This is a genomic window from Pedobacter sp. GW821-FHT01D05 (assembly GCF_059422505.1).
Genome location: NZ_JBWKXA010000001.1, coordinates 1,855,798 through 1,876,582, shown reverse-complemented (window position 1 = coordinate 1,876,582; position 20,785 = coordinate 1,855,798). Strand labels below are relative to the sequence as shown.

Here is a 20,785-nt window from a genome sequence, read left to right as displayed (position 1 = left end):
ATATGAAAAGAATAAATAAAAACCTCCTGTTATTCCTGTTAAGTTTAACCATAGCCTTTTCAGGCTGTAAGGAGGATGAGTTAGGCCCGTTGGAAAATAATACCACGCCGCCGGGTAAAGTAGCCAATGTTTCGGTTACCAATGGTCCGGGCAATGCCAGCATTACTTTCAGCTTACCCGCCGATAAAGATTTGCTGTATGTTAAAGCGGTTTATTACCTGGCAAACGGGCAGGAAATGGAAGTAAAAACATCTTATTATGGCAATACTTTATTGGTGGAAGGCTTTGGCGATACCAACGAACACGAAGTGAAAATTTATGCGGTAAACAGGAGTGAGACTTCTTCCGAACCAACTATTGTTAAGGTTAAACCGCTCGAAAATCCCATTTGGGGTGTTTACCGGAGCCTTAAGGCAGTAGCTGATTTTGGTGGTTTAAATTTTAAAGGAAGTAATCCATCCAAAGCCGACCTGGCCATAGAGGTTTTGATTTTATCGAAGGGCAAGTATGTGCCTACAGCTAAAAACATTTACACCTCGGCAATAGATATCGATCAATCGGTAAGAGGATTGGATACCCTGAGCCAGAAATTTGCCATTACCATACGCGATAGGTGGTTAAATTATAGCGATACCCTTTTTACTACCTTGAAGCCGCTTTATGAAACAGCGCTTCCAAAATCAGGCTACAAAGAAGTTATTTTGCCAACCGATACCCCACAGGAATATAGCGGTACTGGTGTAGCTAAAATGTGGGATGGCAACATTATCGACTGGCCGAGCGTATGTTTAACCAAACCATCGGTACTTACCCCGCAATGGGTAACCTTCGATTTAGGTAAAGTGGCAACCATGAGCCGTATTGTAGTATGGAATTATCCAGAATACTTAAATGCCGGCCGTACCTATTATTATGGTGGTAATTTAAAAGATTTCGAAATCTGGGGAACCGATAATCCACCGGCCGATGGCAGTTTCAACAACTGGGTAATGTTAGGTAAATACAGCTCTACAAAACCTTCTAAAAGTGCTTATGGTGTGCAAACCAGCGAAGATTATGCTTTCGCAAATGCTGGTATCAGCTACAATTTTGCTGTGGGCCTGAAAAAGGTGAGGTACATCCGCATTAAATCCATTAACAATTGGCAGGGTAATACATTCATGAGCGTATCAGAAGTACAGCTTTATGGCGATCCGAGATAATTACTAAACAGCATTTAGAAATGAATAATCAAAAAACATATATCAGAACCCTAAAACTAGCTTTTATGTTCGCATGGGCAGGTACTTTTATGGCCTGTACCAAATCTGATGATTACAAAAAGTTTACCGAAAAAGGCGAGATTTCTTATACCGGAAAGTTAGATTCGGTAAAAATAATGTCGGGGAATAACAGGGTATACATCAGGGGCTTATTTCTTTCCGATCCGAAAGTAACCCAATGCAAAATATTCTGGAACAACAGGGCCGATTCGGTAGTAATACCTGTAAAGAAAAAATACGCTACCGATACGCTGAAATATTTTGTAGAGAACGTACAGGAAGGCGTGCAGAACTTCCAGATTTATACTTACGATGCAGCAGGAAATAAATCTATTCCGGTATATAAAACCGGAAGATCTTATGGCGCAAGGTATCAGTCATCGTTGTTTAACCGGCCTATCGAATCGGCATTTACCAACGCCAGTGGTGCAACAACCATTACCTGGCAGGGCATGGATCGTTTAACCGGGGTATTTGCAACAGAAGTAGAGTACACCAGCTTAAGTAATGTAATTAAAAAAATCAGGACCAAAATCGATGAAACCACAACGGCCATACCGGATATTAAACCCGGTACAAGTTTAAGGTACCGTACCCTGTTCCTGCCCGATACCGTTTCTATTGATACCTTTTCTACCGCTTTTCAAACACAGCGTGTAGGTGCTGATATTACGGCAACCTATTTTAAGAACAAGGGAAATCCCTTTATTGCTGCTGCAAGCGGTGGCAGGTGGCGTAATATCGCTGACTGGACGGTTACTGCAAATGTTAAAAACCACGGTGGTTTAGGAGGATGGTGTTCTGATCAGGGAGGCTGCCTTGCCATGGAAATGGGCTGGGACGGCACTGCACAAATTACCAATGGTAAAATATACCAAACTTTTACGCTTCCGGCGGGCAGTTACAGTTTCGAAATTACCATGGCCAAAAATGAAGCAAAGGATCCGGTTTACATCGTAGCAGCAGCTGGAAATACCCTGCCCGATGTAGCCGATGTGTCCACATCATTAGGCTATACCAATTTTGCGAATAACAAGTTTCAGTTTACTTTAACCCAATCAACAACAGTTTCACTAGGCTTTCTCGCCACAATGACGACAGCATCGGGTAATCAGTTTTGGATTGTAAAAGAAGTAATGCTTAAATCACTTTAGCAGTTTTTTTTAAGTTAATTTCTTATTCTCTGGGGCTTTCTGAAAAGAAAACCCAGAGAATTTTTTATTTAAGAATAATATCAAATTAGTTGATCAAAAAAACGATGTCATACAGAATCCCATTCTTCCTTATTGTAGCGATAATTATTTTAATACAATCCTGCGCAGTAAAAAAGGAACAGAATTTTTCCAATATCTACTCATCCGAAGGTTATAAGCTAATTTGGAATGATGAATTTAACAAAGATGGCGCTCCCGATCCAGCCAATTGGAACTATGAGAAAGGGTTTGTACGTAATGAAGAGCTGCAATGGTATCAGCCCGAAAATGCTTTCTGCAAAGATGGTAAGTTGATTATCGAAGCACGTAAAGAAGTAAAACCTAATCCGTTATATGTAGAAGGAAGTAACGAATGGCGTAAAAAACCAAAAGATATAGCATATACTTCAGCCTGTATCATTACCAAAGGTTTACAGAGCTGGCAGTATGGTCGATTCGAAATGAGAGGAAAAATTGATATCTCGGATGGGCTCTGGCCTGCATTCTGGACATTGGGCGTAAAAGGCCGCTGGCCTGCGAACGGTGAAATCGATATTATGGAATACTATCAGGGAAAATTATTAGCCAATATTGCAAGTTTAGGACCTGATAAAAAGGCGAAATGGTTTAGCAATACCAAGCCCATTACCGAATTGGGTGGAAAAAAATGGGCAGCAGAATTTCATATATGGCGCATGGACTGGGATAGCGAAGCCATCAGCTTATTTGTAGATGGCATGCTCCTCAATAAAACCAATTTAAGCGATCTTAAAAATGATGATGGCTTAGATTTTCATCCTTTTAAACAACAACATTACATCTTGTTCGATCTGGCCATGGGCGGTATGAACGGTGGCCCGTTAAATGATACTAAATTTCCCAATAGGATGGAAGTCGATTATGTTAGGGTGTATCAGAAATAGATGCCTTTCCTATTGACACCCTGAATGCAGTCGAAGGGCTGAAACAAGTCCGGTAGGACGACCGGGCTGTAAATAAGAAAGCGCCATGGAAATTAAACCATGGCGCTTTCTATTATATTTTAAAGATTAATTTTGAACTTTTATTTCAGTTCTTCTGTTCACCATTCTACCTTCTTCACTATCATTCGAGCTGATTGGTTCTTTTTCTCCATGACCAACAACAGTGAAATTATTTCCATTTAAACCTGCGTTTATAAAGTACGATTTTACTGCATTTGCACGGTCGATAGAGAGTTGCATATTGTGATCGGGTGTACCCTCAGCAGATGAATGTCCATTAAGTACAAATTTGGTGGTAGGCGATTTTTTCATTTCTGCAACTGCTTTATCCAGTATAGCGAATGATGATGTTTTAAGTACAAACGAATTAAACTCAAACTGGATATTGTCTAAGTTGAAGTTGGGTTTTTCAGCGGGTGCCGGAGCTTCTTCTTTCTCTGGGGCAGGCGTAGGTTTTTTCTCCTCTACCGGTGGTGCTGGCTTTTCAACAGGTGCTGGAGCAGGTTTTGCTACCAGTTTTTTTGTTTTACAAGAGTACATTGTAAGGGTAAACAAAGCTAGGAGCGTAGTAAATAAAAGGTTTTTGGTAATGTTCATGTTTTAAGATTAATTTAAGTTTACTGTGTGTTTGTTGCCCAAACATACTAATAAATGATTACAGCTATAACGGTGTTTTTTTGAAGAAGTTATATTTAATGCGTTAATCCGTCTAATTTAACTTCAATTTTACTCAAACATATTCATACCAATTTCCTTTATGTATTATAACAATTTACTATGAACCGTTTTGAAAACAAAATTGCTTTAATTACCGGAAGCAGTCAGGGAATTGGTGCTGCGTGTGCCTTAAGGTTGGCCAAAGATGGCTGCGATATTATTTTAAATGGTCATAAATTTGATGAAAGGGGCGAAAAACTTATCGCAGAAATACAGAACATGGGTAGAAAAGTAACTTTTTTGGAAGCCGATTTAAGTAAAGCCAAAGAAGCCACTAAATTGATAACCGATGCCGTAGCCGTATTTGGCCATTTAGATATTTTGGTAAATAATGCGGGCGTAGAAAAAAAAGCCAACTTTTGGGAAGTTACGGAAGAAGATTACGACCTGATCATGAATACAAATTTAAAAGGTGTTTTTTTTAGCATCCAGTCGTTTGTAAATTACTGTAGAAAAAGTAAGGTTGCCGGAACTGTAATCAATATGAGTTCCGTACACGAAGAAATCGCATTTCCACATTTTACCGCATACTGTGCAAGTAAAGGCGGTTTAAAAATGTTAACCAGAAATCTCGCTTCAGAATTAGCCCAGTTTAACATCAGGATCAACAACGTAGCGCCCGGAGCTGTTTCAACACCGATTAATCAAGATTTATTGAACAATAAAGAACAGCTGGAAAAAGTACTTCAAAATATTCCCCTAAAACGAATGGGTAAGGTAGAAGAAGTGGCAGCAGTAGTGGCTTTCCTTGCTTCTGATGATGCCGCTTATGTAACAGGATCAACTTATTTTGTAGATGGAGGATTAACCTATCATTATGAAGAACAATAGGCTAATCATATAATGAAATTTAATTTAAACCTTTAAATTAGGCATTAAGTTTAAGAAAGCCTGCGCATTGGCACTGTATTTTTTTTTATCTAGTTTAAAATAAAATGCACCTTTTTTTGAACCCGATTTATCTTTTTCGGCCAGTTTAATCAATAATCCAGTCGAGGTAATTTTACGGCTGAAATTTCTGGTATCGATTTTAGTATCGTTTACTTCCTCAAAAAGAATATGCAATTGTGGGATGGTGAATTTTTTAGGGAGCATTTCAAATAAAATAGGATGGAGGGCAGCCTTGTACCTTAATTTTTTTCGGGCATCGGCAACCATTTGGTTATGGTCAAAAATAAGTTTTGGCCTATCGTTGATCAAAAACCATTCTGCTTCGTAATCATCATTTAACTGTGCCTCATATTTATGGATATCAATAAGGGCAAAATATCCAACAGAAAGTGTTCTTTCAATTGGGTCACGGCCAGGTTCTCCATAAATCTGCATCTGTTCGAGGTAAACACCTTCCAAACCCGTCATTTTTTTGAGTACCCTGTTCGCTGCATCATCCGGACTTTCATTTGCACCCACAAAACCACCCATTAAACTCCATTTGTTTATTTCGGGCTCTAAACCCCGCTTAACCAACAGAATTTTAAGGTGTTCACCATCAAACCCAAACACGATACAATCAACAGCAACCAGATAATGGGGCTGCCCAGAATATTCAATCATTTTTTATCCGAGATTTTAAAGGGCTTAATATGTTCAAATTTTCACGAAAATAAAAATTATTATTAATTGTCTTTTTGACAATTAATAATAATTTTATAATTTGGCAGCTTAGATAGATTAAGCTAAATGCTTTCTTTTCTCTAACCAATTGAAAATATAAAATGAACCAAACATTCGAACTCGATAGTAATCCACACACCAGGTTAAATATATTAACTGGCGAATGGGTTTTAGTTTCTCCGCACCGTACTAAAAGGCCTTGGCAGGGTAAGGTTGAAGATGTAACGCCAGATAACCGTCCGGAATATGACCCTAAATGTTATTTATGTCCTGGTAATGGCAGGGCAGATGGCGATAGCAATCCAGAATATACCGAAAGCTTTGTTTTTAACAATGATTTTGCTGCATTGCTTGAAGATACGCCTGCAGGTAATATGAATGAAGATGATTTATTGGTAGCCAATAATCAGAGAGGACTTTGCAGGGTGATCAGTTTTAGTCCGAAACACAACCTCACACTTCCCGAAATGAGCGTCGAAGCCATAACTGCTGTAGTAAATGTTTGGCAAAATGAATTTAATAACCTTGCCGAAAATGATTGGATCAAATACATTCAGATTTTCGAAAACAAAGGCGAAATAATGGGCTGTAGTAATCCACACCCACATGGCCAGATCTGGTCGCAGAGCGATATTCCATTAGAAATTGCTAAAGAAACCGAACGTCAGAAAACGTTCTACGCTATTCACAGAAGAAGTTTGCTTGGCGATTACTTAAAACTGGAGCAAAAGAAAAAAGAGCGTATTGTATTCGAAAACGATCATTTTGTCGTACTAGTACCTTTTTGGGCAGTTTGGCCTTACGAAACCATGATTATCAGTAAACGCCATGTGAATAGTATTAAATTGTTCACAGAAGCGGAGAAGAAGTCGTTAGCTGAAGCCATTAAGGTGTTAACAACTAAATATGATAACCTGTTCGAAACCTCTTTTCCGTATTCTGCCGGCATGCACCAGGCACCAGTAAACAACAGCTATTACCCTGAATGGCACTGGCATATGCATTTTTACCCACCCTTGTTGCGCTCGGCATCAGTTAAAAAATTTATGGTCGGTTACGAAATGTTGGCTAACCCTCAACGCGATATTACCCCTGAATTTGCCGCTAACCGTTTAAAAGAGATGTCTGCAATCCACTATAAAATCAACAAAACTGAAGATTAAATATTAAGTAATGAATGCACAGGATTTAAAAAATACATTTAAAAAACTTTTCAACGCTGAGCCTATTTTAGTGCGTTCGCCTGGAAGAATCAATATTATTGGCGAGCATACCGATTATAACGGCGGTTTTGTAATGCCTGCTGCCATTGATAAAGCCATTTATGTAGCCATATCAAAAAGAGAAGATGATGAAATACATTTATTTTCAGAAAGTTATCAGCAATTTGATATTTCATCGATCAAAAGCCTGAAAAAATCAGAGAATAGTTGGGCCAATTACATTTTAGGCGTTGCCGATCAGTTAAAAGAAAGGGGTCATCGGTTGGGCGGCTTTAACTTTTATATCGATGGTGATGTGCCTTTGGGCGCTGGTCTATCGTCATCTGCTGCTGTAGAATGTGCAACCGGCTTTGCGCTTGATCAACTTTTTTCGCTTTCTGTTCCGAAAATGGATATCGCATTGATTGCACAAAAGGCAGAACAGACTTTTGCCGGTGTTAACTGTGGAATCATGGATCAGTTTGCCTCTGTATTTGGTAAGAAAGATCAGGCCATTATGCTCGATTGCAGATCCATGAAACACATTTACATTCCTTTAAAGCTGGATGGCTATAAACTTTTGCTTTTAAATACGAATGTAAAACACGCACTTGCCGATTCTGCCTACAATAAAAGAAGATCACAGTGCGAACAAGGTGTTGCCTGGGTAAAGGAACATTATCCAAATGTAAATACCCTTCGCGATGTGGATTTAGCTATGTTAGAAACCCATGTTAAACCAAAAGATCTGGAAGTTTACACCAAATGTAGTTTTGTAGTGAAAGAAATCGGCCGTTTATTAACCGCTGCGGAGCAACTGGAAAATGGTAATCTGCAAGGTTTGGGCAAACTGATGTTCGAAACCCATGAGGGCTTAAGCAAAGATTACGAAGTAAGCTGTAAAGAATTAGATTTCCTGGTTGATGCGGTTAAACCTCTTGATTATGTGTTAGGTGCGAGGATGATGGGCGGTGGTTTTGGTGGTTGTACCATCAATATTGTTAAAGAAGAAAAAATTGCTGATTTAATTGAAGAGCTATCTTCAAAATATTCATTGCAGTTCGGACTCAAGCTTGATGCCTATACCGTTCAAACTGATAATGGAACCAGCTTATACAGCTAAAATTTAAATAACCCAAGGTATACTAACCAAAATAAATCAATGAAAAATAACTTATTAGACACGAAGGATTACATTGTATTTGCAATTTACTTCGTTATTGTGGCCGCTTATGGGCTCTACATTTACAACAAGAAAAAGTCAGAATCTACGGGTTCTAAAGATTATTTTCTTGCTGAAGGCTCTTTAACCTGGTGGGCAATCGGCGCATCGTTAATTGCATCTAATATTTCTGCAGAGCAGTTTATCGGTATGAGCGGATCAGGTTTTAAAATGGGATTGGCCATTGCAACCTACGAATGGATGGGCGCATTAACCTTAGTGGTTGTGGCAGTGTTCTTTATTCCGGTTTACCTGAAAAACAAAATTGCTACAATGCCACAATTCCTACATCAGCGTTATAACGGAACGGTAGCCATGATTATGGCTGTTTTCTGGTTATTGCTTTATGTTGTAGTTAACTTAACCTCAATTCTTTATCTGGGTGCTTTAGCAGTAAGCAGTATTTCTGGTTTCGATTTAAGCTTCTGTATGTATGCCATTGCAGGTTTTGCTATTATTATTACACTAGGTGGAATGAAAGTTATTGGATATACCGACGTTATTCAGGTGTTTTTCTTAATTCTGGGTGGTTTGGCCACTACTTATTTGGCTTTAAACTTAGTTTCTACACACTATGGAACAACAGGTATTTTTGAAGGTTATAGCTTAATGACTTCAAAAGCTTCTGAACATTTCCACATGATCTTAAAACCAGATAACGAAAATTATATCGATTTGCCTGGCTTAAGTGTGCTTGTAGGCGGTATGTGGATTGTGAACTTAAATTATTGGGGCTGTAACCAATACATTACTCAACGTGCTTTGGGTGCTAATCTCGAGACTGCCCGCGGAGGTATTCTTTTTGCGGCATTCTTAAAATTATTAATGCCAATTATTGTCGTGTTACCAGGTATTGCAGCTTATGTTTTATATAAAGATGGTGCCTTTCAAGCAGAAATGCTGCAAGATGGATCAGTAAATCCAGATCGTGCATATCCGGTATTGCTAAATTTGCTTCCTGCCGGATTAAAAGGACTTTCGTTCGCCGCATTAACCGCGGCAGTAGTAGCTTCTTTGGCTGGTAAAGCAAACAGTATTGCAACTATTTTTACGCTGGATATTTACAAGAAAGTATTAAAGACCGATGCTACCGAGAAAAATTTGGTAACAACGGGTAAGATTTCGATTATTGTGGCGATGATTCTAGGTGTATTAATTGCACCACATTTAGGAATCGATAAAAAAGGAGGGTTCCAATATATCCAGGAGTATACAGGTTTTGTTTCTCCAGGTATTTTTGCCATGTTTATTTTAGGTTTCTTTTGGAAAAGAACAACTTCAAGTGCAGCACTATTTGCTACAATTGGCGGTTTCGGTTTATCGATTTTACTTAAATTCTTGCCTACACTTACCGATCTTTCGTGGTTATCAGGAATGGGTTTCTCTGTTAAAAATGCAGCGGGTGTTTACGAAATTCCATTTTTAGATCGGATGGGCTTTGTATTTGTATTCTGTATCCTTGGTATGGTGATCATCAGTTTAGCAAGCAACAAAGTTAAGGCAGAAGCTAAAGGACTGGCTATCGATGCTAAAATGTTTAAAACCTCTACCAGTTTTGCAGTAGGGGCATTAATCATCATCGGATTATTGGTAGCACTTTATAGTGTATATTGGTAAACGATAGTGTATAAAATGGGAAAGGGATAAAGTCATTAGATTTTATCCCTTTTTTGGATAATGCCAAAGTTAAGTCGGAAAGAAACCTTTCAATCATGTTAAAAGATCTCTCCTCCAAAGGAGTTCCTTTGGAACACTACGCTACGAGATGACGATACCCCGCGGAAACTCGTCGTCACTACTTTTCTAAGCTGAACCTTCAGGAAGACCATTGATATTGGATTTAAGATAGAAAAACTTAATGTCCTTCATTTCTTAATGTTAATGGTCACCTGGAATGATTAGAGTCTGCCCTTTATCTTCTTCAGTAGCCAATTTCTTCACCAACCATGGCAAGGTAAGTCCTTGTCCGATTAAAGTAAACAGTACCACTACAACAGATATAAATATAATAGCATTACGCTGCGGAAATGCACTTCCGTCCGATAAAGTAGCTGGTAACCCAATTGCAATGGCCAATGAAACAATACCTCTCATGCCCGACCAACTGATAATCAAACTGTTCTTGAAATCAAGCAATGCATCCGCTGTAATGCGGTGTTTCCCTTTCTGAAAGGCTTTTTGAAGATTGAATTTTTGTAGGAAAACACGGGCTATTCTTAATAACAGCGCAACAATGGTAATCACCAGCGAATAACCTATGTAAAGTAAAATATCGGCATTGTTAATGTTTTTGTACACATAAGGGAATTGTAACCCAATTAAAATGAAAATCAGCCCATTCAATAAAAAGATAATGATGTCCCAGATGTTTTTTGATTGGTTTTTAAGTTGCTCAGGAAATACATTATTGCTAAACCTCGAAATGCCCAATCCTAAAATAACAACTGCAATAACACCAGAAACATGTACTTGTTCCGCAATTAAATAGGTAACAAAAGGCATCAATAACATCAAGCTGATGGTAGCCAAACGGTTACTATGTATTCTGTTGATGATGAAGGCGAGAATTTTCGATATTACCATGCCGATTAAGAATCCACCAACCATTAAAATGGCAAATTCAAGCGATGCTTTCCAAAATACAAAGGCTGTTCCGGTTACCGCGGCAACCGCAAAACGATACGCTACCAGTGCAGAAGCATCGTTAACTAAACTTTCGCCCTCCAATATGGTATTTGTTTTGTGAGATAAACCTAATCCTTTAGTAATACTCATGGCAGCAACAGCATCAGTAGCAGAAAGAATTGCACCTAATACAAAAGACACCGGCCAGCTCATCCCCGGAATCATATAGTGTGCAACCACAGCAATACCAATAGCAGTGATAAAAACCAGCGTAATGGCCAATGTAAATATGGTGTTGATATTGGTTTTAAATTCCTTGAATGAGATATTAAAAGCGGCATCGTAAAGCAATGGCGGCAGGAATATCAAAAATATAATTTCAGGATTAATATCAATTGGTGGTAAAGATGGAATAAAACCCACTGCTATTCCAGCTATAATCAATAAAATAGGATAGGGGATTTTAATTCGATCGGCAATAGCAGAAAGGCCAATCATCACAGCTAAAATAAATATTACAATGGCATAATTTTCCATATCTGCAAAACGCGTTTTTTTAATAGAGATCGAAGCACTCACTTGCAAAATATAGGTTTAGAACTGAATTAAAAAGTTTCCGACCGAAATATTTATCGATGAAACGAGGGGAATGCCTAGAATGCTAACTGCGATTAATACATTTAAATTTAATGGAGAAATCCTTAATGTTCTTCAATTCTTAATGGTCAACAAAAAGGAAACGCCAATTAAATTGTTGAAACGGGACAATACCTTTTAAGATACCGGAAAATTATAGCAAAGCTGGCGAGAAAAAGCCTTACTAAGAAACTAACGTTGTAGCCTAGGCCTTTTACTTTTAAAAGGTTGGTTGGTTTTTGGCTTTGCCGCCGGAACACCACTTTCCTCTTCCGATATTTTAACTGTAATGACATTGCCTTTAAAAGTTTCTCCATTTAAGGTAGATACAATATTTTTAGCATCCGGTAAACTGTATATTTCTAAAAAAGCATAGCCTTTACACTTGCCAGTAGCTCTATCGCGAACAATTTTAATCGTTTCTACCCTACCATGAAGGCTAACCAATATTGCCAAATCCATCTCTTGGATATTGTCAGGAAGGCCACCTATAAAAATCTTAACCATTAATTCAGTAATTTGAGAGAACATCCGGTTAAATCAAACTTAAATCCAGAATTGTTCTTTTAGACCTGCAAAATAAGCAAAATGATATTCTTACCCAAACTAATTGATTGAATTTTGCCTCATTTTTATCATAAATTTGTGCAGAGCAGACATATATATTGATGTTGACAGACATAAAATGTACATTCGCTTTCTAATCATCAAAAAATAGGTTAAAATATGAGCATCTCTAAGTTAAAGTCTATACTCATTATCGCATTATTCCTCTTCAGTTCGCTACTCGTACAGTCAAAAATTTTATTGCCGTCGGTATTTAGCGACAATATGGTTTTGCAGCAAAAAACAAATGCAGCCATTTGGGGTAAGGCCACAGCCGGTAAAGCGGTTAAGGTAACGGTTTCGTGGAATAAAGTTAATTATGGGGCTATTGCCGATGCCAGTGGCAATTGGAAAATTAAAGTGGCAACACCAGGTTATGGCGGTCCATATTCCATTACCATTTCCGATGGAGAACTATTTGTGCTAAACAATGTATTAATAGGCGATGTTTGGATTTGCTCAGGCCAATCGAATATGGAAATGCCACTTGCAGGTTGGGGAAAAATCCTCAATAGCGAAAAAGAAATTGCTGATGCTAAATATCCAAACATCCGTTTATTGCAAGCAGAACATGTTACCAGTAGTTTTCCGCTTAACGACGCCAAAGTGACCAATGGTGGCTGGCAGGAATGTAGTCCAAAATATATTGCTGAGTTTTCTTCTACCGCATATTTCTTCGCCCGCGAAGTGTATGAAAAAACTAAAATCCCTATTGGCCTAATCCATACCTCGTGGGGAGGAACAATTGCTGAAGCCTGGACAAGTGCCGAATCGCTTAAAAAAATGACCGATTTTTCTGCTGCAGTTGATAAGATACAAAAATTAGCTAAAAATCCTTCAACAGTTTCTTACGAAGAAAAATTACAGAATTGGATTAAAATGACAACAGAGAAAGATTCGGGTTATCAGGCTGGCGAAACAAAATGGGCTTTGGCAGAAACCACAAACTGGAAAAGCATGGCTTTGCCGACCTTGTGGGAAGATGCAGCACTTAAAAATTTTGATGGTATAGTATGGTTTACAAAAAAGGTTAATATCCCCGAAAACTGGAAAACAAATGGTGCTAAACTTAATTTAGGTACAATTGATGATAACGACATTACCTTCGTAAACGGAGTAAAAGTAGGTGAAACAGTGGGATATAATGTGGGTAGAACATACACAATACCTGCAAGCCTGCTCAAAATAGGTGAAAATACCATTACCGTTAGGGTTTTTGATAGTGGCGGTGGCGGCGGTATATATGGCAATGCCAAAGATTTGAGTTTAACAAACAACACGACAGAGAAAATTTCTTTAGCTGGCGACTGGAAGTACAAAGTGGGGGTAGATTTTAAAAATGTTGAAGCTAAACCTTACGAAGAAAATGGCCCTAACAGACCAACCGTTTTGTACAATGCAATGATTCATCCTTACCTGCAGTTTTCAATTAAAGGTGCAATTTGGTATCAGGGAGAAAGTAATGCCGATAGAGCTTACCAATACCGCGAATTATTTCCAACGATGATTAAAGATTGGCGCCAGAAATGGGGGCAGGGAGATTTTCCATTCTATTTCGTTCAACTGGCTAATTTTATGCAGATTGATCATGCGCCTGTAGAATCTGCCTGGGCAGAGCTTAGAGAAGCCCAACAAAAAACACTTGCACTGCCAAATACCGGCATGGCTACCATTATTGATATCGGTGATGCAAAAGATATTCATCCTAAAAACAAACAAGAGGTGGGTAGAAGGTTAGCCTTAATTGCCCTGGCTAAAACGTATGGTCAGAAAATAAACTATTCTGGCCCCGTTTATCAATCCAATAAAGTAGAAGGGAAACAGATCCGTTTAACTTTTGGCAATACAGAAAATGGATTAAAAGCCGCAGATGGCGCAGCACTAACCGGTTTTGCCATTGCTGGAGCAGACAAGAAATTTTATTGGGCCAAAGCAAACATCCAGGGGAATCAGATCATAGTAAGTAGCGATCAGGTGGCAAATCCTGTTGCGGTTCGTTATGCGTGGGGAAATAATCCTGTGTGTAACCTGGTTAGTAATGATGGCTTGCCAGCATCACCATTCAGAACAGATACCTGGCAGGGCCTTACCTTTGCAAAGAGATAATTGATAAAATTGTGCAATCTGTGTGGCTAAAACCGTGTAATGCAGGCAATATTTAAAGTTACGCCATTCTTTGTGGCTTACTTTATATTTTTACCTGCTAACCGGAAATTATGCCAAATATTTTATCAGACCAGGAAACCATTCTCCTGATTGCCGACCTAGAAGAAAAATTATTAGATGGGTTTAAAAGAACAGACCTGAACACACTCGATTTATTGTTTGCCGATGGAATGCTTTTTCATGATCAGTATGGAAATGTGTTGGATAAAGAGATGGATCTGGATGCCTACCGGAGTGGCATGATCAAAATTACCAAAATCAAAGTATCCAAACGGGAAATGCGTGTTTTTGAATCAATTGTTATTGTTTCTGCAAGTCTTTTTATTAAGGGAAGTTATTCAAATATTTTGCTTAACGGCAAATATCAATGGTTAAGGGTTTGGGCTAAAGTGAGTGAAGATTGGAAAGTAATTTCTGCCAGTTGTACAAGTATTTCAGTATAAAAATAGCTGCTTAAAAATAAGAACGGGGAATAACCAATGGCTATCCCCCGATTCTAAATTAACGCTCTCTGGATCTAATATAGAACTAATCTCCGTTTCAACCAAAAGCTTGGTGGGCGAACAATCCTGGTCCTTACCCTGGCGAGTTAAAAATAGGTATATATCACAATCTGGTGTAAACCTCAGGCTTTGCAAACTGTATAATTATTTATCTTTCAGTTTTCATGCTCAGCGTTTAAGTTTGCTTTAACCAACTTAATAGTGTTTTTTTAATTGTTTGAATATAAGGTTACTAAAACGTTTTAATATTCACTCATATTTATTAGTTTTATAAAATATTATCTAACCAATAGTCCTTTTATGAAAAAAATATTTACCTCAATCTATTTTCTGGTCTCCTGTCTATCTATTCATACTTTAAATGCTCAGAATTTAACTGAATTCAACAAAGCACCCTTAAAACAGCATGTTTATGTGCAATTGCCCATTGGAAGTATTAAAGCCAAAGGATGGTTGTTAAAGCAACTAGAACAGCAAAGAGATGGTGCAACGGGAATGGCAGAAGAGTTATATCCAGAAAAAGATAATCTGGGCAAAAACTCCGATTGGCTGGGAGGCGATGGAAATGGATGGGAGCGGGTGCCATATTATGTTAAAGGTTTAGTAGCATTGGCCTATACCTTAGATGATCCAATGCTAAAAGCAAAAGCACAAAAGTATATCGAGTGGACTTTAAACAATCAGCAAGCCAACGGATTATTCGGCCCGCCTAAAATGAAAGATTGGTGGCCACGTATGCCAATGATGTATGCTTTGCAAAGCTATTACGAGGCTACAAATGATAAAAGGGTAATTCCTTTTCTGTCAAAATATTTTAAATATGAACTGGCTAATCTTGATGGCGATCCACTAAAGGAATGGGGTAAATCGAGAGCAGGCGATAATATGGAAATAGTCATGTGGCTTTACAATAAAACCGGTGATCAGGATTTATTACGACTCGTAGAAAAGTTAAAACAACAGGCATACCCTTGGATCGATATTTATAGCAACAACGGGTTTTACTTTTTTGGTGATGATTTTCAGCCAAAACATATGGTTAATGTAGCTCAAGCCTTAAAATTTCCAGTGCTGTATGCTCAACTTCAAGATAGCTCATCTAATCTTGAAGCATTTTCCAAAGGTATAATGCACATTATGCACGACCATGGTCAGCCAGAAGGTTTAGGCTCAGGAACTGAATTCCTGGCAGGTACAAGCAGCATAGAAGGCGTAGAAACCTGTACTGTGGTAGAGTGGATGCAGAGTTTAGAAACTGCGGCAAAGGTTATTCATGATGCAAGAATTGGCGATCAATTGGAAAAAATAGCTTTTAATGCTTTGCCAGCCCAGTTTAGCCGCGATTTTAAAAACCATTCATATTACACATTACCCAATCAGGTTCAAAGCATTCATGGTGAGCATGGCTTTAATCAAGATTATAGCTCTGGTATTGTTTCCAGTCCTTATTCTGGTTATGGCTGCTGCCGCTATAATATGCACATGGGCTGGCCTTATTTTGTGAAAAGTAGTGTTGTGGCTACTCCAGAGAAAGGCCTGGCAGTAATTACCTATGGCCCAATGGAGATAGAAACTGTGGTAGCCGAAAACAAAAAAATAAAAATTACTGAAGAAACCAATTACCCCTTCGAAGAAAAGATCAGGTTAAAAATAGGGCTTAGCACTTCTACATCCTTTCCATTGATTTTAAGAATCCCAGCCTGGAGTGTAAAACCAGGTATTACATTAAATGGAACGCTATTAAAAGGCGTAAAAGCTGGTGAAATGTTTACCATATCCCGCGAGTGGAAAGATCAGGATCAATTAGAACTGAATTTTCCGATGCAAATTACTACTCAAGCCCAAGTTAATAATTCTGTTAGTGTAGAACGTGGACCTATTGTATATGCATTAGAAATTAAGGCAGCAAATAAGGTAACCAAAACGCATCCGGTTGCTGGCTTTACAGATTACGAAATTCGTCCTGAATCGGCATGGAATTATGGTTTAGTGTTAGATAAGGGTAATTTAAGCAACGTTAGTGTGGTGAGCGGTACAATGCCCGAAAATCCTTTTATTGCAGTGAATACACCAGTTAAATTAAAGGTTCAGGCAAAAAAGATTCCGTCATGGACCCTAGGATACAACAAAGTAGCTGCTTTTGATGTGCCTTTTAGTCCAATTTCCTCAACCGAAAAGCCGGAAGAAGTTATTTTGGTGCCATATGGATCTGAAAATATACGCCTAAGTTGTTTTCCTGTAATCGGCCAGTCAAAAAAAATAAATAAGGCTTTGGTCGAAAATTTTGATCGGGGAATGGCCAGCAATTGGGTTTTTTATGGCGGTGGCTGGTTTTGGAAAGATGGAGAGGTTAATTCTGCATCAAATGCAGGCTCTGGTGGTTATGGCATAAATGGATCTAAATATGTAGCTAATGGAACAGATTTTAAAGATTTTACTTATCAGGCAAATGTTAAAATCAATACTGCCGGCGATGCAGGTTTAATGTTCAGGGTTGCTAATCCGGCAATAGGCGCCGATGCTTACCAAGGGTATTATGTGGGTTTAGACCAGGTCAATGGAACAGTACTGCTAGGGAAAGCTAACGGGCAAAAATGGACCGTTATAAGTTCAGGAAAATATCCTGTTGAAATGAACAAAATGTATACTATAAAAATAGTGGCGAAGGGAGATGAATTTGATATTTTTATAAACGGGTCTGCAAAACCTATTCTTTCTGCAACAGATAGTCAATATCAATCAGGTAGTATAGGATTAAGAGCGTATAAAGCTCTGGCTAGCTTCGATTCGGTAAAGATTAACGCTTTTTAACATCGGTTCAGGCCGGTATTAAACTTTGCGGCAAGGAATTTGTTAACCTATTATCAATAAATAAAAATAAGATTATGAAATTATACAAATCAATTCCAATAATGCTCTTTACCCTTGCGCTTGCAGCTGGTTGTGTAAGCAATAAGAAATATGCAGAACTTCAGGATACCTATTCCAAGTTGAGAGAGAGAAACCAGGAGTTAAGTAATAAATACCAGGATAGCCAACGCGAGCTTAGCGGAAGCACCAGCAGGGTTAAAAGTTTAGAAGAACAGATTGCCTCAGAAAAAGCCAATGTAACTGCATTGCAGGATGCATTGAACAAATGTTTAAATTCTAGTAGCCAGGGCAATGTTAACATTTCGAAACTGGTTGATGAAATTAACAGTTCGAATAAATACATCAAGCAATTGGTAAATGCCAAAAACAAAAGCGATTCGCTTAATATGGTGTTGACTAATAATTTGACGCGATCATTAAGTAAAGAAGAGTTGGGAGATGTTGATGTACAGGTGCTTAAAGGCGTAGTATATATCTCTTTGGCTGATAATATGTTGTATAAATCAGGTAGTTACGAAGTTTCTGATAAAGCCGGAGAAACTTTAAACAAAATTGCTAAAATCATTAAAGATTACGATACTTATGATGTGCTGATTGAGGGTAATACCGATAATGTGCCTATCGCGCAGACCAATATCCGAAACAACTGGGATTTAAGTGCCTTGCGTGCTTCGTCAGTAGTTCAGGTATTGCAAACCAAATATGCTGTAGACCCTAAGCGATTAACAGCAGGCGGACGCGGTGAATTCAATCCAATTGCTGATAATACAACAGCAGGAGGGAAAGCGAAAAACAGGCGTACACAGATCATTATTACGCCTAAGTTAGATCAGTTTATGGATCTGATCGGAAAAGCGCCTGAACAGTCTCAAAAATAAACTAGAATAATAATCATTTTAAAGGGTTGAAATTAATTTTCAGCCCTTTTTTATTTCTAAAGCTTTCTCTTTTCCCTTTAATATTTTGCTAATTTTGCACGCGCTCCAGTACAGGTTATGAGAAAACGCATAAGAAGACACCTTCGCACAGCAAAATACATCGTATACAAAGAAACTTTAATCGATTTTAAAGAACATGTTTGGACATTTATTGGAGCGTTTTTAGGCATTGGCATTATTGGCTTACTCCATTCTAAATACTTTACCGCCAACGATAATCTGTTTCTCATCGGTTCATTTGGAGCCTCATCGGTACTTATTTATGGGATTATAAATAGCCCGCTGGCACAGCCTAGGAATTTAATTGGAGGGCATGTTTTATGTGCTATAGTAGGTGTTACCATTCATAAACTTATTCCTGGCGAAGTGTGGTTGTCATCTGCCTTGTCTGTTTCTTTATCTATTGTATTGATGCAGATCACCAAAACACTGCATCCTCCTGGCGGAGCTACAGCACTTATCGCCAATATTGGTTCGGCTAAAATACAATCGCTAGGTTATTTTTATGTACTGTGCCCGGTCTTATCTGGTGCTAGCATTTTACTCTTGGTTGCTATTCTTGTAAATAACCGAACCTCACATCGCAGTTATCCCAACAATAAAAAATGGTATAGGGTTTGGCACCGTTACCGCAGGTAAAATATATCTCGATAACGATATTGATATGACGATGTTAACCTATTATAAATGTATATTTGATTATATCAGTAATCTTATTACAACAATTTTCTCTCACTGATGTACCATTACGGTATTCTCTAATCTTAAATTTTAGATGAGTATTTTTTATTCCAATCACCGAATTGTTTATGCAATGATGATTGGTCGTATCACACTGTAATCATTTAAAGATGAGTAGAGGCAAAAAAAAAGAGGCAAGTGTAAATAAGAAAGCACCCTCAGATTATCAATCCGGAAAAGGTAAGTCGGCAAAGGTTGAGACAGATCTATTTGCAAAAAAGCCAGGTAAAAATGGCAAGTAACGATCCGAAAGTTCAGGCAAAAGTCTTTTTGTACGAACTTAATAATACACGGCACGAATATGGTTTTTCAGCAACTGAAGAATGGACCTTAGATTTGGCGACAAATAATCAGAAAAAGGACCTGGAGAATAAATATTATCCTTTATTATCCTTAACCATAGCACCCGAAAATATAATTGGAATACTCAATCTTTTGCAAGAGAAGCTTGGAACCGCAGTTGCCAACATCAAAGATAACCTTAATCCCAAGAAAATTTCAAAAGAATCAGTTAATCTATTGGCTTATTGTACAGGAAGGTTAAAGTATTAATTGTAAAATAGAAGAAGGTGATCATTACAATGAATCGTCATCTCGACTGTAGTGTTCCAAAGAAACTCCTTTGGAGGAGAGATCTTTTTAATATAGTCCACAGATTTCTCCACTACGCGTTGCTCCGGTCGAGATGACGCCGATTTTTAGAATCTGTCATTGTAGCCTGTCGAAGACATTTCTAAGCGTTGAATAAGCTCAGCGCAATAAATTCGAATATGGAAAATTATCTAATATTTAAATCAGGAAATGCTGATTTTTTTCTTTTGCTGGTTTAAATAAGCTGTGATCTGATTTAACATGATGCTTCTTGTTGCCCTCACCGCAGATTTCAAAACTTCAGAACTTACACCTAAACGGTTAGCCCAGTAATTTCGATCTGTTTCTTCGGATAATAAGATGATTTCTTCTTTAATGCTTGGAGTTTGGATGAGATTTTTCATGATTGGGATGATTAATTCAGTTAATAACATGCACAAGCTCGATTTGGTTCCATAAAAATAGATTTTTTTATTTGGAATAACAATTTGTAAAACAGCTATTTAAAAAATAAAGAACATTTTAATAATAACTAAAATAGCGGCGAAATCGCCCATCTTCTTCTATTAATTCATTTTAGTAATAACAAAAGGTATATATAATAATTAATAATTGACAAAAAAATAACTATATGTATTTTTAATTATACATAAAATGACTATAATTGTCTATTATTTATAAAAAAATATTCTGTAATGGGCGATATGAGGAAGGGAGACGTTACTCAGATTGACTTTGAATATGGACATGGAATCATTATTGACGAAAATGGCCAGGATATTCACTTTCAATTAGATAGTATATCTGATCAAATTACTATAAATTCGAAAATAATTTTTGAAATAGAATTGCGCGAACAGGGTTTGGTAGCGGTTAACGTTAAATTAGAAATGGAAGAAGTAAGAGGTTAGTTTT

At 37.8% G+C, this 20,785-nt stretch carries 20 protein-coding genes; 15 read left to right on the top strand and 5 right to left on the bottom strand.

Features of this window, described 5'->3' with window-relative positions:
- Positions 1-2: 2 nt before the first annotated feature.
- The 3 genes from AC07VK_RS07650 (at position 3) to AC07VK_RS07640 (ending at position 3,378) form a co-directional block, all read left to right on the top strand.
- Positions 3-1,202, top strand: coding sequence for a DUF5000 domain-containing lipoprotein (locus tag AC07VK_RS07650; protein WP_492951995.1), 1,200 nt, complete (start codon positions 3-5; stop codon positions 1,200-1,202).
- Positions 1,203-1,222: 20 nt separating this feature from the next.
- Entirely contained in the window at positions 1,223-2,416 is a 1,194-nt protein-coding gene (locus AC07VK_RS07645; RefSeq protein ID WP_492951996.1) for a DUF4998 domain-containing protein, read from the top strand.
- 104 nt (positions 2,417-2,520) lie between these two features.
- On the top strand, positions 2,521-3,378 hold the full coding sequence (locus tag AC07VK_RS07640; protein ID WP_492959459.1) for a glycoside hydrolase family 16 protein: 858 nt from the start codon (positions 2,521-2,523) through the stop codon (positions 3,376-3,378).
- Between the two features lie 126 nt (positions 3,379-3,504).
- Here AC07VK_RS07640 and AC07VK_RS07635 read toward each other — a convergent pair whose 3' ends face one another.
- Positions 3,505-4,035: an OmpA family protein gene (locus tag AC07VK_RS07635; protein ID WP_492951998.1), complete on the bottom strand. Its 531-nt coding sequence runs from the start codon at positions 4,033-4,035 to the stop codon at positions 3,505-3,507.
- A gap of 180 nt (positions 4,036-4,215) precedes the next feature.
- Between AC07VK_RS07635 and AC07VK_RS07630 the strand changes: the two genes are divergently transcribed.
- On the top strand, positions 4,216-4,986 hold the full coding sequence (locus AC07VK_RS07630) for an SDR family NAD(P)-dependent oxidoreductase (protein ID WP_492959457.1): 771 nt from the start codon (positions 4,216-4,218) through the stop codon (positions 4,984-4,986).
- A 24-nt stretch (positions 4,987-5,010) separates the two neighbouring features.
- Here the strand turns inward: AC07VK_RS07630 and AC07VK_RS07625 are convergent, their stop codons facing one another.
- Complete coding sequence (locus AC07VK_RS07625) at positions 5,011-5,709, bottom strand: NUDIX hydrolase (RefSeq protein ID WP_440824219.1); 699 nt, start codon at positions 5,707-5,709, stop codon at positions 5,011-5,013.
- Between the two features lie 161 nt (positions 5,710-5,870).
- On the opposite strand from AC07VK_RS07625, the gene AC07VK_RS07620 reads away from it, so the two are divergent.
- From AC07VK_RS07620 to AC07VK_RS07610, 3 genes are read left to right on the top strand one after another with little or no spacing between them, the layout of a single operon-like run.
- Positions 5,871-6,932 (top strand): UDP-glucose--hexose-1-phosphate uridylyltransferase, encoded by a 1,062-nt coding sequence (locus AC07VK_RS07620; RefSeq protein WP_492959454.1) that lies wholly within the window; start codon positions 5,871-5,873, stop codon positions 6,930-6,932.
- A 10-nt stretch (positions 6,933-6,942) separates the two neighbouring features.
- On the top strand, positions 6,943-8,094 hold the full coding sequence (locus AC07VK_RS07615) for a galactokinase (protein WP_492959452.1): 1,152 nt from the start codon (positions 6,943-6,945) through the stop codon (positions 8,092-8,094).
- 39 nt (positions 8,095-8,133) lie between these two features.
- Positions 8,134-9,810 (top strand): sodium/sugar symporter, encoded by a 1,677-nt coding sequence (locus AC07VK_RS07610; RefSeq protein ID WP_492952003.1) that lies wholly within the window; start codon positions 8,134-8,136, stop codon positions 9,808-9,810.
- A gap of 261 nt (positions 9,811-10,071) precedes the next feature.
- Here AC07VK_RS07610 and AC07VK_RS07605 read toward each other — a convergent pair whose 3' ends face one another.
- Both AC07VK_RS07605 and AC07VK_RS07600 read right to left on the bottom strand, forming a co-directional pair.
- Entirely contained in the window at positions 10,072-11,355 is a 1,284-nt protein-coding gene (locus tag AC07VK_RS07605) for a Na+/H+ antiporter (RefSeq protein WP_494939792.1), read from the bottom strand.
- Between the two features lie 291 nt (positions 11,356-11,646).
- Entirely contained in the window at positions 11,647-11,961 is a 315-nt protein-coding gene (locus tag AC07VK_RS07600; RefSeq protein WP_492952005.1) for an RNA recognition motif domain-containing protein, read from the bottom strand.
- Between the two features lie 219 nt (positions 11,962-12,180).
- Between AC07VK_RS07600 and AC07VK_RS07595 the strand changes: the two genes are divergently transcribed.
- From AC07VK_RS07595 to AC07VK_RS07565, 7 genes are all read left to right on the top strand, one after another.
- Positions 12,181-14,166 (top strand): sialate O-acetylesterase, encoded by a 1,986-nt coding sequence (locus AC07VK_RS07595; protein ID WP_492959448.1) that lies wholly within the window; start codon positions 12,181-12,183, stop codon positions 14,164-14,166.
- A gap of 110 nt (positions 14,167-14,276) precedes the next feature.
- Positions 14,277-14,669 carry a nuclear transport factor 2 family protein gene (locus tag AC07VK_RS07590; protein ID WP_492959446.1) on the top strand — a complete coding sequence of 131 codons (393 nt, stop codon included), beginning with the start codon at positions 14,277-14,279 and terminating at the stop codon, positions 14,667-14,669.
- Between the two features lie 360 nt (positions 14,670-15,029).
- The gene (locus AC07VK_RS07585) at positions 15,030-17,540 is read left to right on the top strand and encodes a beta-L-arabinofuranosidase domain-containing protein (protein ID WP_492959444.1); all 2,511 of its coding nucleotides are present in this window, start codon (positions 15,030-15,032) and stop codon (positions 17,538-17,540) included.
- A 74-nt stretch (positions 17,541-17,614) separates the two neighbouring features.
- Positions 17,615-18,478 (top strand): OmpA family protein, encoded by an 864-nt coding sequence (locus AC07VK_RS07580; RefSeq protein ID WP_057934262.1) that lies wholly within the window; start codon positions 17,615-17,617, stop codon positions 18,476-18,478.
- Positions 18,479-18,595: 117 nt separating this feature from the next.
- The gene (locus AC07VK_RS07575; RefSeq protein ID WP_492959442.1) at positions 18,596-19,177 is read left to right on the top strand and encodes an HPP family protein; all 582 of its coding nucleotides are present in this window, start codon (positions 18,596-18,598) and stop codon (positions 19,175-19,177) included.
- Positions 19,178-19,389: 212 nt separating this feature from the next.
- A complete protein-coding gene (locus tag AC07VK_RS07570; RefSeq protein WP_492959440.1) occupies positions 19,390-19,521 on the top strand; it encodes a hypothetical protein in 132 nt (43 codons plus the stop codon).
- Positions 19,511-19,831 (top strand): hypothetical protein, encoded by a 321-nt coding sequence (locus AC07VK_RS07565; RefSeq protein ID WP_492952010.1) that lies wholly within the window; start codon positions 19,511-19,513, stop codon positions 19,829-19,831. The genes AC07VK_RS07570 and AC07VK_RS07565 overlap by 11 nt, the downstream gene beginning before the upstream one ends.
- Before the next feature lie 242 nt (positions 19,832-20,073).
- On the opposite strand, the gene AC07VK_RS07560 is transcribed toward AC07VK_RS07565, so the two are convergent.
- Positions 20,074-20,274: a DUF3606 domain-containing protein gene (locus tag AC07VK_RS07560; protein WP_492959439.1), complete on the bottom strand. Its 201-nt coding sequence runs from the start codon at positions 20,272-20,274 to the stop codon at positions 20,074-20,076.
- Positions 20,275-20,574: 300 nt separating this feature from the next.
- On the opposite strand from AC07VK_RS07560, the gene AC07VK_RS07555 reads away from it, so the two are divergent.
- A complete protein-coding gene (locus AC07VK_RS07555) occupies positions 20,575-20,781 on the top strand; it encodes a hypothetical protein (RefSeq protein WP_492959438.1) in 207 nt (68 codons plus the stop codon).
- Positions 20,782-20,785: the final 4 nt, after the last annotated feature.